General features: G+C 51.7%; 12 protein-coding genes. 9 read left to right on the top strand and 3 right to left on the bottom strand.

Annotated elements, in window-relative coordinates; translation table 11 throughout:
- Positions 1-30: 30 nt before the first annotated feature.
- Both BBD42_RS10125 and BBD42_RS10120 read right to left on the bottom strand, forming a co-directional pair.
- The gene (locus BBD42_RS10125; protein ID WP_099518050.1) at positions 31-1,680 is read right to left on the bottom strand and encodes a response regulator; all 1,650 of its coding nucleotides are present in this window, start codon (positions 1,678-1,680) and stop codon (positions 31-33) included.
- Entirely contained in the window at positions 1,677-3,542 is a 1,866-nt protein-coding gene (locus BBD42_RS10120) for a sensor histidine kinase (protein WP_099518049.1), read from the bottom strand. The genes BBD42_RS10125 and BBD42_RS10120 overlap by 4 nt, the downstream gene beginning before the upstream one ends.
- Positions 3,543-3,739: 197 nt before the next feature.
- Here BBD42_RS10120 and BBD42_RS10115 point away from each other — a divergent pair, with 197 nt between their 5' ends.
- From BBD42_RS10115 to BBD42_RS10075, 9 genes are all read left to right on the top strand, one after another.
- On the top strand, positions 3,740-4,630 hold the full coding sequence (locus tag BBD42_RS10115; RefSeq protein WP_099518048.1) for a carbohydrate ABC transporter permease: 891 nt from the start codon (positions 3,740-3,742) through the stop codon (positions 4,628-4,630).
- The gene (locus tag BBD42_RS10110; RefSeq protein WP_099518046.1) at positions 4,630-5,463 is read left to right on the top strand and encodes a carbohydrate ABC transporter permease; all 834 of its coding nucleotides are present in this window, start codon (positions 4,630-4,632) and stop codon (positions 5,461-5,463) included. Before BBD42_RS10115 ends, BBD42_RS10110 begins: the two co-directional genes overlap by 1 nt.
- Positions 5,464-5,640: 177 nt before the next feature.
- Positions 5,641-7,464 (top strand): cache domain-containing sensor histidine kinase, encoded by a 1,824-nt coding sequence (locus BBD42_RS10105; RefSeq protein WP_481855928.1) that lies wholly within the window; start codon positions 5,641-5,643, stop codon positions 7,462-7,464.
- Positions 7,442-8,674 carry a response regulator transcription factor gene (locus BBD42_RS10100; protein WP_099518044.1) on the top strand — a complete coding sequence of 411 codons (1,233 nt, stop codon included), beginning with the start codon at positions 7,442-7,444 and terminating at the stop codon, positions 8,672-8,674. Before BBD42_RS10105 ends, BBD42_RS10100 begins: the two co-directional genes overlap by 23 nt.
- A 318-nt stretch (positions 8,675-8,992) precedes the next feature.
- The gene (locus BBD42_RS10095; protein ID WP_099518042.1) at positions 8,993-10,474 is read left to right on the top strand and encodes a DUF5605 domain-containing protein; all 1,482 of its coding nucleotides are present in this window, start codon (positions 8,993-8,995) and stop codon (positions 10,472-10,474) included.
- Between the two features lie 38 nt (positions 10,475-10,512).
- Entirely contained in the window at positions 10,513-11,802 is a 1,290-nt protein-coding gene (locus BBD42_RS10090) for an ABC transporter substrate-binding protein (protein WP_099518041.1), read from the top strand.
- Between the two features lie 93 nt (positions 11,803-11,895).
- A complete protein-coding gene (locus BBD42_RS10085; protein ID WP_099518040.1) occupies positions 11,896-12,771 on the top strand; it encodes a carbohydrate ABC transporter permease in 876 nt (291 codons plus the stop codon).
- Positions 12,772-12,797: 26 nt separating this feature from the next.
- The gene (locus tag BBD42_RS10080) at positions 12,798-13,631 is read left to right on the top strand and encodes a carbohydrate ABC transporter permease (protein WP_099518039.1); all 834 of its coding nucleotides are present in this window, start codon (positions 12,798-12,800) and stop codon (positions 13,629-13,631) included.
- 141 nt (positions 13,632-13,772) lie between these two features.
- Positions 13,773-14,198: a DUF1878 family protein gene (locus BBD42_RS10075; RefSeq protein WP_099518038.1), complete on the top strand. Its 426-nt coding sequence runs from the start codon at positions 13,773-13,775 to the stop codon at positions 14,196-14,198.
- 34 nt (positions 14,199-14,232) lie between these two features.
- Here the strand turns inward: BBD42_RS10075 and BBD42_RS10070 are convergent, their stop codons facing one another.
- Positions 14,233-16,014 carry a WD40 repeat domain-containing protein gene (locus BBD42_RS10070; RefSeq protein WP_099518036.1) on the bottom strand — a complete coding sequence of 594 codons (1,782 nt, stop codon included), beginning with the start codon at positions 16,012-16,014 and terminating at the stop codon, positions 14,233-14,235.
- Positions 16,015-16,173: the final 159 nt, after the last annotated feature.

The raw sequence follows: 16,173 nt of genomic DNA, 5'->3' as shown, positions 1-16,173 counted from the left end.
AAAAAAGTGGTGTATGACGAAGAGGCTACCCTACACATTCCCCTTGCTGCTCCGATATTCCGAAGGCGACAGGCTGTAATAATTGCGGAACGCCTTGCTGAAATAGTTTTTGTCCTTGTAGCCGAGCAGCTCGGAAATATCTTGAATTTTGAGTGCCGAATCGTCCAGCAACTCCCGCGCTTTATCCATCCGCACCTTCTGTACATATTCATGAATGCCGCAGCCGAACTGCTGCTTGAACAGCTTCATCAAGTACTCGCGGCTGAGAAAATATTTATCGGTATACAGCGAGATTTTAATATCCTCAAAATAATAACGGTCGATATGGGCTTTAATATCGGCAATATCGAACGGCTTCTGCACAGCCTGCGCTGCCCGCAGCTGCTCATGGTAGAAGCCCAGCAGCCGCTGGAGCAGGGCGGCGAACTGCTCGAAGGTGGCAAAATCGAGCGAAAGCCCCCAGCTGCGCAAGCTTTCCTCGCTGCCGGCCGGCAGCCGCTCCTGCGGCACGCCAAGCTCAAGCGCAAGGTCGCCGAGCAGCACGATGCCCTCGCGAATGATGCGATCGGCTTCGCCCAAGCTCAGCCTGTCCGCCTCCTGCCAGCTGCGGGCCAGCTCGCTGATGATGCTGCTCGCCTGCTGGAGGTTGTCGCCCGCCAGCGCCTGGCGAATGGCCGCCATCCGCCCAGGCAGCGACAGCCCTTCCTTCTGCTGCCGCTTCTCTGCGCCTGCGGCGGCTCTAACCGCTGCTGCTCCATTCATACGCAGCAGCTCCATCTCGCCCAGCGCTGAGCGCGCTTCTTCGAAGGAGGCGGCCATGTCCAGCGCCGCCTTCACCGGGCCGCCGATGCCTGCGGCGACCCTAATGCCGAATAGCCGCTGAAGCGTAGCGGCTATGGCATTCACCTGATGCAGCGCCCGATAGGCTGCATCGGCAGCTCCACCGCCATTCATCGTCAGAATGGCGAACAGCTCGCGCTCCTGCTTCGGATTCGCGAAGCTGAACGCTTGGAAGTGCGCGCCCGCCACTTCATTGACGACGTTGCTGGCGGCGAAATGCAGCAGCTCCGTATCGCCGTGGAAGCGGCTGCGCCTGATCTGGTCCAGATTGAGAATGCGCAGCAGCACAACGACGAAGCGATTGGCCTTGTCGTCCGCGCCAATCAGCGGCAGAAACGCTTCATTCGCCTGCTGCTTAAAGCTGCGTTCGAGAATGGACAAATACATTTTCTCCTTAAGCCCGGGCAGCGAAAGGTTGAGGGTAATATTTTGCGCAATAAAATCGCTCTCCTGCCTGCGCTTCGCCTCCAGCACGTCCATCGCCTTGCGCAGCGCCTGATTCAGCTCGATTCGATTGACAGGCTTGAGCAAATAATCGACGACTTTGGAGCGAATCGCCTGCCGCGTATATTCAAAGTCATTGTAGCCGCTGACGACAATGGTCAGCAGCCCGGGATACTGCTGCTGGACAGTTTGCAGCAGCTCAGCCCCGTTTAGGCCAGGCATTTTCATATCGACGATAGCGAGATCTACCTTCTGCTCCGCTAGCATGCGAAGTCCGTTTAACCCATCTGCCGCCTCCAGCACCTGCCCTATGCCAAGTCCCTCCCAGTCGCCAAGCAGCCGAATGGCCTCGCGCAGCGGCTCTTCATCGTCAATGATTAGCACCGTATGCTTCATGAACCGTTCCCCCCTCGGCGGGGCAGCCGCATCGCCAGCTCCGTCCCCGCATGATCGCTCTTGATAAGCAGCTGCGCCTCTTCTCCATACAGCAGCTTCAGCCTCGTGTACAGGTTGACGAGCCCAATGTTGTCGCTTTCCCGCTGGCCCCATTCGCGCCGCAGCGAAGCCTCCACCTGCCCTAGCCTTTCTTGCGTAAAGCCCGGCCCGTCATCCTGCACCGAGATTAGCGCTGTTCCGTCCTCCTGAAGGCATGCCTTAATGCCGATGGTGACGGTGCTCGTCACCTTCTCCAGCCCATGCTTGATCGCATTCTCAACCAGCGTCTGCACCGACAGCTTCGGAATCTCAAGCTCCATTAACGCTTCCTCCCACTCATAGACGACCTGCAATCTGGCGCCGAACCGCGCCGTTTGCAGCGCCATATAACGCTCGATATGCTTCAGCTCCTCGCGCGCAAACACAATATCCTTTCCGCTGATGCAATAGCGGAACGTCAGCGCCAGCGCATCAATCATATCCGCGACGTCGTATGTTTGATGCTTGAGCGCTTTCGTGGAAATCGCTTGCAGCGCATTGTACAAAAAATGCGGATTGATCTCCGCCTCCAGCGCCTTTAAAATCGCATGATTTTCCGCCAGCTTCATTTTGTAGCGCTCATTAATCAGCTCATTTGTCCGCCTGACCATCAAATTGAAATGGCGCGATAAATAAGCAATTTCGTCGCGGCCCTTCACCTCCGCCTCCGCGTCAAAGCTGCCTGCGCTGAAACGGCTCATTTGGCGGGACAGCTTCTTGAGCGGCTTCGTGATCGCACTCGACATCAAGCTGACGAGAATGACGGCGAGCAGCAAGAACAGCACGCCGATGGCATAGTTCAGATTGCGGGTCTTCGTGGCGGCCTCGTAAATTTGCGAATAAGGAATCGGCTTAATCAGCTTCCAGCCGCTTTTCTCCGCCACATTGTAAATAATTAAATATTTCTGCTCCCCCTGCACCCAAGTAAACGGCCCAGTGGAGGCCCCCGCCAGCCCATCTCCTCCACCCAGCTGCTCCAGCACGCCAGCGCCTTGAAGCTCGGTGTAGAACGCTTCATCATCCAGTTCGAACGGCTCATTGTCCGGGCTGACATACAGCAAATGCTGGCCTTCGCTAAACGGAATATCCTTCACAATCTCGTCCTTGACTGAAGCGTTGTAATAAAAAGAGAGCACCGCCTGCGGCTTGCGCGTCTTAATCGAACGCATTACCCGGTGGTACGCCATAAAGCTGGCCCGTTGTATTTCAGCCGAATAACCGGAATCCGCCTCCACATCAGGACCCGACAGCGATTGATAGGCTTGGTTGCTCGGGTCGGCCATCGCCTTCGCGTACCAGGGCTGCTCTGCAATGACGGTGTTCGTCCCCGTCCGCACCGTTATATTGTAATTTTCTCTCGTAATCGCATAATACTTCTGCTTCTCAACGACATACAAGTAGATAGCCTCCAAGTCGCTGCGGGAATAAAACAAATTGCGCAAATAATTTTCAACATACATCTTGGAAGAATAGTCCTCCGATTCATGCATAATGGCATAGGTAATTTCATCGTAGCCGATTTGCGGCAATGATATTTGCTCGATGCCCTTCAAATAATCCTCCAAATTGCGGCCAACGAGCAGCAAATTGTTCGTCGTACTATCGATGCTGTTGCCGACCGACTCCTTCTCAAGCATCTGGTATGAGATAAAGTTCAGCGAAGCCACAACGAGCACAATGACGCCCGTAAACAGTAAAATCAGCTTATTGACCAGCCTCCGGGCAACCAGCTCCCGCCAAAACGAAAGCAGCTCCCACACCTTGCCCGCAATCGCTTTCATCATCGTTTCACGCTCCGCATACAGTTCACCTTTTTACCCCTAACTGTTTTCTATAATCCATTTTGACGGGCAACCGTCTGCTCTATAATACACATTAAAGCTAAATTGGAAAATGCTTTTTCCAGCGTAAGCGGCTGGCGCCATCCTCTGGCTGCAAAGCTCGCGGGCGTGGATACAATAGACGAATTGGGGTGCATCATATGTTCAAAGCATTAGGTAAAAAGTGGGGCGGGAAGCTGGAATTCACCTTATTCAGCCTGCCTGTTCTAATTTGTATTGCCGTTGCCTTTTATATTCCATTTGCCATGACCATCCGTTATTCCTTGACCAAATGGAACGGCATTTCCAAGCACCCGAAATTTATTGGGCTCGATAATTTCAAGCAGATTTTTATGAATGATGCGAATTTCGCCAGCTCGGCGTGGTTTACGATCAAATACGCGGTGCTGTACATCGTGCTAGTCAATGTGCTGGCGATAGGGCTTGCGGTTCTGCTCGATATGAAGCTGCGCACGACGACTTGGCTGCGGGCTGCCTTCTTTATTCCTTACATTTTGAGCCTCGTCATCGTCGGCTTTATCTGGAAGTTTATTTTCATGCAGGGCTTTGAATCGCTTGGCGAAAGTACGGGCTGGGCCATTTTCGACTTAAGCTGGCTTGGCACGCCCGGGCTTGCCTTTGTTTCGATTTTGCTCGTGTCGATCTGGCAATCGATTGGCTTCTATCTCGTTATCTATATCGCGGGGCTGCAATCGGTACCGGGAGATTTGAAGGAGGCGGCAACGGTAGACGGCGCAGGGCCATTCCGCACCTTTTTCAACATTACGCTGCCCCTGCTTGCCCCTTCGATTACGATTGCCGTCTTTATGGCGCTGACGAATTCGATTAAGGTGTTTGATGTGATTTTGTCGCTGACCGGCGGCGGGCCAGGCGGCTCGACCTACAGCATCGCCTATGACATTTACCGCGATACGTTCCAGAACAATCTGTACGGCTACGGTACAGCGAAAGCGCTCATTCTATTCGTTGCCGTGCTGTTCATTACGATCATTCAATTAACGCTGTTCAAGCGCCGGGAGGTTGAGGCCTAATGAGAAAAAATCGCCCAGTCGGACGCTACGCGCTGGAAGCCGTCATGCTTTTGCTCTCGCTGCTGTTTCTATACCCGCTGTTTCTGGCTATTAACAACTCGTTCAAAAGCTTTGGAGAAGTGATGAGCGATGTTATCGCGCTGCCTGAGAAAATCATTTTTGAAAACTACGCTTATGTGTGGCAGTTTATCAATTATCCGAAGCTGTTCATGAACAATCTGGTCATTACGGTCGTCGGACTCGCGGGCATTATTCTCGTCTCATCTATCGCTGCCTATAAGCTGGCGCGTACAAAAACGAGGATGAGCGGCCTGATCTATCTGCTCTGCATTATGCCGATGCTCATACCGTTCCAGTCGATTATGCTGACGGTGCTCCAGTTCGCCAAACAGCTGCATTTGTCGGAGAGCACCTGGGGACTTGGCGTGCTGTATTGGGGCTTTGGCGCCCCGCTTGCCGTCTTTATCTATCACGGCTTCGTGAAAGGCATCCCGCAGGAAATCGACGAAAGCGCGACGATGGATGGCGCATCGGGATTTCGGCTGTTTTTCCTCGTTATTTTTCCGCTGCTGCAATCGGTCACAACCACTATCATTATTATCGATGTGATGTGGATCTGGAATGACTTCCTGCTGCCGCTGCTCATGGTGAACGGCTCGCCGGACACGAAGACGCTGACGCTTGCCGCATACACGTTCGTCGGCCAATATACATCCGACTGGCAATATGCGATGACGGCCATGGTCATGGCGGTGCTGCCTTCGATTATCGTATTTATCTTCCTGCAAAAATACATCGTCAAAGGCGTCGTTGCCGGAGCGGTGAAAGGCTAATATTAGAGAAACTTGAGCAGGGAAAAGGCCTGTCCTTTACGGAGGACGGGCTTTTTCCTTATTTTTCTGTTTAGTGATTTAGTTTTGTCTTCCGGAAGCAATCATGTTAAAATGCTTGAACACTGCGCGGAATGAAAGCGCTATAATCGGCAACTACTCCCTAGCATTCAGGAAAGGGTGGGCAAATTGGGACGCTGGAGAAACGCACGATATCAGACAAAGCTGCTCATTTTATTTTTTCTGCTCAGCAGTATTCCCGCTTTCATTATAGGAGCTATCGGCTCGACGAAGTCATCGGGTACATTGGAAGCGCAGACGACGCAGGACTTGAAGGTCATTTTGGCGCAGTTCAATGCTTCGATCGAACGGCAAATTAGCGACTTTGACCGCTTTAGCATGCTGCCTTATTTTATGCCGGAGGTGTTTTCCTTTCTGAACAAGCCTGCACTCTCGCCTGAACGGTGGGGGACCGAAGAAATTAACGCCCAAAAAACGATGGCCCGGCTCATGAGCGCCTATCCATCCATTAATTCGTCCATTAAAGGGCTCATGGTTTATGGGATGAACGGGTCGATTAATGGTTATCGGCTAGACGGAGACAGCACCATTAATGGGAATTATGATGCCAAGGATGAAGACTGGTATCAAGAGGTGATGGCGGGCAAGGGCCATTTTACCGTGACGGGCATTCAGAACATTCAGCAGTTTAAAACCAATTCCTTTGACGCAATTATTGGTGCCCGGCTGCTAATGGACGAGGACTATAAGCCGCTAGCCGTCACGACGATGTTTATCTCCCCGCGCTTTATTTCGAATCTTGTCGATTCGCTCGAGCTGCCCAATGCGCAGGTCATCGTCGTCGACCGGGACGGCCGTTTGATTTATGCCTCAAATATGGCGCTCGCTGCCGAGCTCCAGAAACGCGCAAGCCAGAATGTACCGCATGACGAGTGGGAAGTTGCCATTAAAGAACAGGCCGGAAGCAAAACCTTTAGCGGTGTCTCCTTGAAAAGCGATTATCTGGAATGGCAAATTTACATGGGCGTAGATAAGGACGCTATACTGCAAAGCAGCCGTTCCATTCAGAGCTTTACGATCGTCATTATTATTTGTGTTGCTGTACTGGCGGCCGTTGCTTCCCTCTTTATCGCGCGCGGATTTTCCCAGCCCATCTCCAGACTTATACGCTCGATGCGCAAAGTAGAAAAAGGGCAGTTTTTCACGCCCGAGGCGCATGGCCGAGGCGATGAAATCGGCCAGCTGGAAAGCAGCTACGGCCGAATGGTCATTCGGCTGCAAGAGCTCATTCAATCGATCGAAGAGAAGGAACGGCAAAAGCGGCATGCCGAGCTTTACGCGCTGCGGGCCCGTATTCAGCCTCATTTTTTATATAATACGCTCAATTCTATTCGCATGCTGGCCGTGCTCCAGCAAGCTGGGCAAATCGCCAAGCTGATTCAATCGCTGAATAAGCTGCTCCATGCGAATATGAAGCTCGACAGCGAGCTCGTTACATTCGAGGAAGAAATTCGGCTGCTGCGCGACTATGCGACGTTAATGGATTTGCGCTATACGAATGTATTTGATATGGAGTGGCATATTCCGCCCGAGCTGAATCAGGCATCCATACCGCCCATGCTGCTGCAGCCGCTGCTGGAAAATGCGATTTTTCACGGAGCCAAGGGTCTGGAAAGAAAGCTGCATATTACGCTGGATGCCCGGCTCGAAGGGAAGGATAACCGTCTGCTGGTCATTGAGCTTCGGGATGATGGAAGCGGCTTCGACCAGCAAGCCATGGAGCTGCTGAAGCGGCCGCAAAGCGACACCGGCACCCAAAATATTGGACTGCGCAATGTGCAGGACCGCATCCGGCTGCGTTTTGGCGAGGAATACGGCCTAACCTTTGAGCGTTCAGCGACACATTCGATCGTGACGGTCAGAATGCCTTATAGGGTGTTAGAGAAGGAGGAGAATGCGGATGTGGAATCTGCTCGTCGTTGAAGATGAATCGATTGCAAGACTAGGACTGCGCCATATGGTAGATTGGGAAAAATACGGCGTTCATTGGAAAGCCGAAGCCTCAAATGGGGAAGAAGCGCTGCTTGCTATGGACGCCCAGCAGCCTATCCATATTATCCTTACAGATATCCGAATGCCCGGCATGGACGGGCTCGCTTTTGCCAAGAAGGCGCTGGAGCGCTATCCGGGCGTCCAAATCATTTTCATCAGCAGCTATGATAATTTTACCTATGCCAAAGAGGCGATTCGCCTCGGTGCCGTCAACTATTTGCACAAGCCCACGATGGATGAAGAGGAAATTGGCGCTTCCCTGCTTAAAGCTGCGGCGAAGCTTGCGCTCACTTCCGCTCCCCAGCCCTCCTATACAGAGGAGGAGAAAAATCAATATCTGCTTTCGCTGCTCGATGAGCATACGTTTCCTGAGCAGCCGCTGCTGGCAGAGCTGGAGCAGTCTGCCTTTGAAACCGGCTTTCGGCTAACCGTCTTCCGTAAACGTGATGATGCCGCACCTATGCAGGATGCCCGGCATTTGCGCTTCCGTTCCCTCCAGCATCTCATTGCCGAATTTGTTACGAAGGAATGGGGCGGGCTTGTCTTTCATCGCAATTACCGCGAAGTGATCTGGCTATGTCCGCAATATGCGGGCTCAACCGATGCTGCCCAGGCTCGGGGCCATGGCGAATACGCCGATACCGGCCAAGAGGGCAGCAAAAGCCCCGCCGAATTAAACAAGCTGCTCGATATGGTGCGGCAGAAGACGCTGGAGCTGCTGAACGTAGCGATCATCTGCTCGGTCAGCTCGTGCTACAGCTCCCTAGAAGAGCTGCCGAAGGCTTATATGGAAACGCTGCTGCAGCTGCCTTTAAACGAACAAAGCGATAATTTTATCGTTCGAAAGTCGAAGGCTTTTATCGACCAGCATTTGCTGGAGGACTTATCGCTCGTAAAAGTAGCGGCTTCCATCCATGTCAGCCCAAGCTATTTAAGCCGCATTTTTCAAAAGGAGATCGGGGAAAGCTTCAGCGAATATGTCATTCGCCACAAAATCGAGCATGCGCAGCAGCTTCTGCGCACGACAAATTGCAAAGTATATGAAATATCCGCTGCTATCGGTTATATGAACCCGCATTATTTTAGCAAGCTGTTCAAAGAGCGCACTGGCGTTTCTCCATTAGAATATCGCAATCAATAAGCTTTTTCTAAAGCTTTCTGCTTTGTGCCTTGTGCCTTCCGCCTCCTGACTCTTCCCTCCAAGAGAAGAACACAGGGGGCTTTTTCGCCTTGCATTCGGCTCTGCGTTGTCCCTTTTGCTGCATATGGGCATAAAAGCATAGGAAAAAGCATCGTTCGTCTACTTACAGATACGTATTGGCAAGCTTAGCACAAGCAAAGAGTCATATTAATGCACAAAAGGATACTTTGGACAGCTACGAATGGGGGACAGCATCCTATAAAATGAAGCCATTCACCAAATACCATGTACTTTTATGATCAGAGAAGGAGGAACAGCATGACTCGCATATGGCCAGAGCCTTTCGAGGCTGAGCAGTGGAATCGTTTTGAGCTTCGCATAGAAGGGCCGCAGGAAGGAAATCCCTATAAGGAAGTTGTACTCGGCGCCGAATTTCAATTCGGGCATCGGAGCATTAAGGTCGACGGCTTCTATGATGGCGATGGACAATACGTCATTCGCTTCATGCCGGATTGCACAGGCACGTGGTCCTTCACTACGAGCAGCAGCACGGCGCAGCTGGATGGCCTGCAAGGAACGCTCATCTGCACCGCCCCCACGTCGGCTGAAAATCATGGACCTGTGAAGGTAGATCAAATTTTTCATTTCAGCTATGCCGATGGAACACCCTTCTATCCGGTTGGAACAACCGCTTATGTCTGGAACCATCAGGGGGAGCAGCTTGAACAGCAAACGCTGCGCTCGCTTAGCAAAGCACCGTTCAACAAAATTAGAATGTGCGTGTTTCCGAAGCATTATGATTATAACGCCGCCGAGCCGGAACATTTTGCCTTCGCAGGCTCCTTGCAGCAAGGCTTTAATTGGGAGGCGTTCAATCCTGATTTTTGGCGCCGCCTGGAATCGCAGCTGGAGCAATTGCAGCTTCTCGGCATTGAAGCGGATCTGATTTTATTCCACCCCTATGACCGCTGGGGCTTCTCGCGCATGACTGCTGAATCGGACGATTATTATTTGCGGTACGCGCTGGCAAGGCTGGCCTCCTTCCGAAACCTATGGTGGTCGCTTGCCAATGAATATGATCTGCTGTTCGAGAAGAAGATGACAGACTGGGACCGGTTTTTCCGCATCATTCAGGAGCATGACCCATACCAGCATCTTCGCTCCATTCATAACTGGCATAATCCCGAGATCCATTATAGAAGCAATCTGCATTGGTATGATCACGGGAAGCCTTGGGTGACACATGCCAGCATCCAGCATGCTGATTTGAATTTCGTAACGGAATGGCGCGAGCTTTACCGCAAGCCGATCGTGGTGGATGAATGCCGCTATGAAGGCAATCTGAATCACGGCTGGGGCAATCTTACCGCAGAGCGAATGACCCAATGCTTCTGGGAAGGGATGGCCCAAGGCGGCTATGTCACTCATGGAGAGACGTATGTACACCCAGACGATATCATTTGGTGGTCGCACGGAGGCGAGCTGCATGGAAGCAGCGCGGAGCGGATTGCGTTTCTGCGCAGCATCATGGAAGAAGGGCCACGACTCGATACGAGCGCCATTAATTTCAAATGGGATGCTTCTGCCGGAGGCGTGGAGGGCGACTATTATTTGATTTATTTTGGCGACAGCCGCCCTGCTTTCCGCAGCTTATCGCTTCCGGAAGGCGCAGCGTTCCGCATCGATTTAATTGATACTTGGGCGATGTCGATATCGCCGCTAGAGGGACATTTTACAGGGGAATGCAAAGTCCCGCTTCCAGGCATTCCTTATCAAGCGCTGCGAATCAGCAAAATTTGAATGAACATTATTTGATTGACCACTAGAGGGGGATTCTCATGACAAAAAGATGGCAAGCCTTTGTTGGCTTATTGATAATCGCACTTATTGCTGCCGGCTGCTCATCCAGCAGCGGCACAAATTCAGAGGCTGGCAGTACGAGCGGTACAAGCAGTACAGGCAGCACAAAGAAAACCGTCGTATCCGTGTGGGCTTTGCAGGAGCATACATGGATTGACGGAGCTGCGGCTGACTTTAATGCAGCTAACCCCGATATTCAAATCGAGGTTAGCAAATATGCTGTTGATCCGATGAAAGAAGCGTTAAAGGTAGCCGCTAATTCGGGAACGCTGCCTAATATGTGGTCTACATGGGGCGGTTCCCTGGGTTCCTTTTATGCCGAAAATGGGCTTACAGCTGATCTGACCCAGATTGCCAAGGACCATAATTGGCCTTCGCTTTACAATCAAGCGGCCATTGATATGGGAACCTACAACGGCAAAGTTTCCGGCATCCCCTATCACTTAAATGCCGTCGATACGTGGTACTCCAAAATAGCCTATGACAAGCTAAAGCTTACCGCTCCTACTTCCTTTGAAGAATTTGAAGCACAGCTGCAGGCGATGAAGGATGGCGGTATTACACCGTTATCGCTCGGCGGCAAAAACGGCTGGCACGTCATGCGTCTGACGGAGCAGCTGCTGGAGCATTTCGCAGGACCCGAGCTGCATGACAAGCTGAACAGCCTGACTGCCTCGTGGAACGATCCAGCCGTTGTTCAAACGTTCGCAAAGCTCAAGGAATACAACGATAAAGGCTATTTCCCTAAAGGCTATGTTGCCCTTGATCCGACAGAGGCCGTCAATCTCTTCTATCCGGGAACGACGGGATTAGATATTGATGGAACATGGCTGGATGGCAATATTGCAGCAGCCGGATTTGATGTCAATGATTTTGGGGTATTCAAGTTCCCGACCGGGCGTTCATCCGTATTTGCCGAAATGTTCCAAGTAAGCGCCGACCTTGATCAAGCAACGCTTGAGGCTACCATTAAAGTAGGGGAATATTTGACTAGCGCTGAAGTGGTCAATAAATATATTGATTCTTACGGCACTCCTGCTGCTCTTAATGTCACTTATTCAGAAAACACGCCCCACCTGAAGCCGCTGCTCGATATGGCGACGAAAGGCAGCTTCCTCATTACCGACCAAGCGCTTCCGCAGGAAGTGGTACAGAAGCTGTTTGAGGCGCAGGACAAGGTCGCTCTAAAAGAATGGACGCCTGAGCAGGCTGCGGAAGGAATGGAGAAGGCCGCTGCTGACTATAAGGCTAAAAATAAAACAAGCTAAGAAGCATCCATGAAGCGCTGTAAATGAGAAAAGAGATGGGGCGCGGCCGCTTTGCCCGCCCGCTCCATCTCGATTCGCAAGGAGGAATGAAGCTTGAAAATCGGCGTAATAAAGCCCTGGCTGTTCGTGTTTCCCGCTCTTTTCATTTATGTAGCTATTATCTTTATCCCGACGCTCTACACGCTGTATCTCAGCTTCTTTAACTGGAACGGCGTTGCGCCAGTGAAAACATTTGTCGGCTTAAGCAATTATACCGATCTTTTGCTGCACGATTCCGTCTTTCCAAGAGCAGTCGCCAACAATCTGTTATGGACGCTCGGCTCTTTGACAATCATTATGGGCATCGGACTGATGCTGGCGATTTTATTGAATCAGAAGCTGAAGGGACGCATTGTGTTTCGGGGCATTTTTTATTTCCCATACGTATTATCCGGGGTCATCGTTGCGACGATCTGGACATGGATGTACAATCCCATGCAGGGATTATTCAATAAAGCGCTGGAGCTGGTCGGACTCGGCAGCTGGGCGCAGGCTTGGCTGGCGGAACCGAAATTCGCCCTCTATGCCGTGTTCGTTGCTGCCGTCTGGAATGGCGTTGGGCAGCCGATGGTACTGTTTCTCGCCGGACTGCAGACGATTTCCCAGGACCCCTATGAAGCGGCGACGATTGATGGTGCCAAGCCACGGCAAATGTTCTGGTTTATTACCGTTCCCCTGCTGCGGGAAACGTTTGTTATTGTCATCGCCATCACGATGGTATCGTCCATGAAGGTATACGATTTGATTTATGCGATGACGGGCGGAGGCCCGGCGGAAAGCACCCATGTGCTGGCTTCGTGGATGTATATTCAGACGTTCAAATTTGCCAATATCGGCACAGGCTCAGCCATTTCCATGTTTTTAGTTCTCATTTCGCTGATCATTATTATTCCGTATGTCTATTACACGACTAAAAAATCGCATTTGTAATATAGAGGAAGGATGGTGTCCAACCGATGGAACAGCGCGTTCATCCCGTCAGTAAGGCACTTAAATATGCCCTAATCGCAGTATTAGCAGCCATCTTTCTGCTGCCCGTTTTATTCATAGCCTTTACGGCGCTAAAGTCGAGCAGCGACTTGCTGACACGTCCTTTTTATATGTTCCCCGAAAAGCTGCAGTGGCACAATTTTGTTCAGGCCTGGGAGCAGGGGCGCATGAGCATGTATATGAAAAATACAGCGTTTATCGCCTTAATAAAGGTTCCCCTCGGCATTTTAATCGAAGCGCTCGCCGCCTTTGCCCTGACGCGGCTGGCCTTCAAGGGAAGCGAGTGGCTCTTCGCCTTGTTTCTCATCGGCATGATGGTTCCGATGCAGGCTACCCTCGTCCCGCTCAATATGATTCTCAACAAGCTTGGGCTTGTCGATACGTATCCCGGCATCATTCTTATTTATTTGGGCTTCGGCATTCCGTTTGGCATTTTGATTTTGCGCGGGTTTTTCCGCACGATCCCCAAGGAAATTGACGAGGCTGCCCTGATTGACGGCTGCGGGGTCATGGGAAAATTTTTCAAAATCATTATTCCGCTATCAATGCCCGCCATCGCAACGCTGTTTATCTTTGATTTTATGGCGACGTGGAATGAATTTTTGCTTGCCCAAATTTTTATTACAAAGGATTCGATGCGCACCATTACGACAGGGCTCCTGGCATTCCGCGGCCAATATTCGGCGAACTACCCGCTGATGAATGCAGGCGTGCTCATTTCGGTCGTGCCCGTACTCGTCGTCTATGTCGCGTTTCAGAAATACTTCGTATCCGGCCTTGCTGGTTCCGTGAAAGGCTAGGAAAAGAAACCGTCTCCTTGGCATATGGCAGCCTCATGCTCCCAATATGCCGAGAAACGGTTTCTTTGCGGTTGTTTCTGCGGCTATCGTATACTAGAGAAAAGGAATAGACTGGAAGAGAATAATAAGAGGTGAGATTCCATGAATGTACATGAAGAAATAGAACGGTTGAAATATCAAATGAAGCTCATGAGGATGATTATGGCGAAAGATGAGTTTCCATTCTACCTTTTTTTATTAGATCATGATTTCACCGAGCAGCAAACAAGAGCGTTGCATGATGTGCTGTATATGTTAAATCATCGCATGAAGGGGGCAAATGCCGCTAACGATGAGCATAGCATCCGCTTTTATAAAGCAAAGGTTGCCGACATTCAGCTGCGCCACACGCTATTTTCAAGTCCAGACCATCCTTTGTTTGCCGATGCTCCCCCCACCTACCCTGAGTTTGCTGCCTACGTTTCGGCTGTTGTGCCAAAGGATGCAAACCCCGCTTACTTGCTTATGGCTCTGGGCAATCAGGAGGTTTATCCTGACCTATGCCGGCTGCTGTTAAGCGAGCGTTAACGGCTGTCGCCAGCCTCTGGCGGCAAAGCTGCCGTTAGCTGAAAAATCGTACCTTGCCGTTAAAGGCAATGGCGCCAGCGGATCTATCGTCAGCTAGCGCGCTCGAATTTTGCAAAATAGCTGTGGAATTGTGCCATCGGTAAGGGTCCAGCCTTTTTAGCTGCTCAAGCGTACTCAGCCTGCGGATTTCCAAGACTGGGCCGGTAAGCACCCATAGCTCATCGTTTTGTTCGTGAATAGCAAGCTTGGAAGCGACAGAGCGCTCAATAGCGGCCGTATGCAGCTGCTGTGCCCGCTCCACATCCCAAATGCTGAGCAAGCCCTGTTTCCAGCGGCTATGATCCTCTGCCGAAATGAGCGTTCCTCCATCTTCGCTGAACGTTATGGCGCTAACCGTAACGCCTTCCTCCAGTACAATCGCCCGCCGTTGAATCGTATAGACGCCGCCCCATTCACTCATGCTGATTAATTTAATCGTATGATCGCTTGCCGGATAAGCAAGCATGGAGCTGCCATGGGCAAAAGCAATCGTATTCGCCAAAGCCATGCGCCCATGGTCTTGCACCGTTACAAAATCATGATCGAAATAGACGATGCTGCCGCTCTTCAGCTCCCATACCGCAACCTCCTGGCCAATAACGCCGACCGCCAGCATCCGCTCATCCTCGCTGAAGGCAACCGCACCGATTCGCCCTTCGCGAAACGCGTGCTGCAGCACACATCGTCCGCCGTTTATCTCTATTACATATATAGTATGGAAGCATGACATATCCGCCCCATCTGCATACGGAGCCACATCGCCCTCCGCTACCGGGATCACGACGGCATAACGTCCATTGCTGCTAAAGCTGACATGGGTGTACAAGCTCTGAACATGCCCGTCACCGTGCGGAGATTGCATGTCCGTACAAAGCTCCCAGTGCTGCTCCAGCTCCCCGCTATGCACATGAAAAAGATCTACGACACCTATCCCACTGCCCACCGCCAGCAAGCTGGAATCTGGACTAAAGCACAATGCCGCTCTAGCGGCTCCCGCTTTGCTTTCTGAATGCTCGCCCACAGCTTCGCCTTTTTCCCTATTGATTACAGCTTGAAGCTGGCCATCCGCTGTATGCCACACGCGGACGATGCCATCTTCATAGAGGACGGCAGCCAAGCTGCCCTCGGCATTCAGCGCCAGCTCGCATATGCCGCTTTCTTGCCCGCCCGCAAGCTCCCCGAATTGCTGGAAGGTTGAGCTGCTGCGATCAAGCTGCTCCCACTCCATCCGGGCTTCGCGAACGGCAATCCACTGCTCCAATTCGTCTAACCGCTTGGCAATGAAAGGCGTGCAGCCTTCCTCGCGCCTGGCTAAATGCAGCTTCTCTCCCGCATCCACCACGTTGTAATCCTCATAATCCATCAGTGAAAAATAATAATAAATCGCCGCCCGCAGCTGCGCATCAAGCTGTGCGCCATATTCCATTAGCCTAGCGAAGCCGCGCACGGCCGACAGCTTGCTCCCCAGCGCATAATCCAGCGCAGACCGGATAAAATTCAGCTGATAATTGGCGGTATAGCTGTGACTATAAATGCCGTTCCACGTATACAGCAGCGATTGAAGCGCCGGGTAATGCGCCTCTGCTTCCTCCGCATGCCCGCTGTGAAGCTGCGCTTCCACATATAAATACAGCGTATCAAAGCCTTCCTGGCAGCCCGCTTCACTTCTAATATCAGCGGGAATGGCTGCGGCCTCCTGCAGCGCTTGAATGGACCGATGAAATTCACCGGTCCTGTTCCATTTTTTTATTTGTTCCAGCTCGTTTCTGTTGACCATTCGCCTTCCCCTTCCAATCTATCCGTTATCCTCTCATCTAGCATAGGCACGCCGGCACACAGCCAAGCTTGCCGAGCAAGAAGGAAAGGCGATTCATCCAGTGGCGGGGCATACGGCAATGACATGACGCATTCGCGTCTAACGTAACGCTTCACCGCA

This window comes from Paenibacillus sp. BIHB 4019 (assembly GCF_002741035.1).
Lineage (GTDB): Bacteria > Bacillota > Bacilli > Paenibacillales > Paenibacillaceae > Pristimantibacillus.
The sequence above is the reverse complement of the archived record's forward strand: the minus strand, read 5'-3'. Positions and strand labels throughout refer to the sequence as shown.

What these genes read in the sequence shown, in the direction of transcription:
- BBD42_RS10125 (WP_099518050.1), bottom strand. Translation starts at nt 1,680, where the DNA reads ATGAAGCATACGGTGCTAATCATTGACGATGAAGAGCCGCTGCGCGAG.
- BBD42_RS10120 (WP_099518049.1), bottom strand. Translation starts at nt 3,542, where the DNA reads ATGATGAAAGCGATTGCGGGCAAGGTGTGGGAGCTGCTTTCGTTTTGG.
- BBD42_RS10115 (WP_099518048.1), top strand. Translation starts at nt 3,740, where the DNA reads ATGTTCAAAGCATTAGGTAAAAAGTGGGGCGGGAAGCTGGAATTCACC.
- BBD42_RS10110 (WP_099518046.1), top strand. Translation starts at nt 4,630, where the DNA reads ATGAGAAAAAATCGCCCAGTCGGACGCTACGCGCTGGAAGCCGTCATG.
- BBD42_RS10100 (WP_099518044.1), top strand. Translation starts at nt 7,442, where the DNA reads ATGTGGAATCTGCTCGTCGTTGAAGATGAATCGATTGCAAGACTAGGA.
- BBD42_RS10095 (WP_099518042.1), top strand. Translation starts at nt 8,993, where the DNA reads ATGACTCGCATATGGCCAGAGCCTTTCGAGGCTGAGCAGTGGAATCGT.
- BBD42_RS10090 (WP_099518041.1), top strand. Translation starts at nt 10,513, where the DNA reads ATGACAAAAAGATGGCAAGCCTTTGTTGGCTTATTGATAATCGCACTT.
- BBD42_RS10080 (WP_099518039.1), top strand. Translation starts at nt 12,798, where the DNA reads ATGGAACAGCGCGTTCATCCCGTCAGTAAGGCACTTAAATATGCCCTA.
- BBD42_RS10075 (WP_099518038.1), top strand. Translation starts at nt 13,773, where the DNA reads ATGAATGTACATGAAGAAATAGAACGGTTGAAATATCAAATGAAGCTC.
- BBD42_RS10070 (WP_099518036.1), bottom strand. Translation starts at nt 16,014, where the DNA reads ATGGTCAACAGAAACGAGCTGGAACAAATAAAAAAATGGAACAGGACC.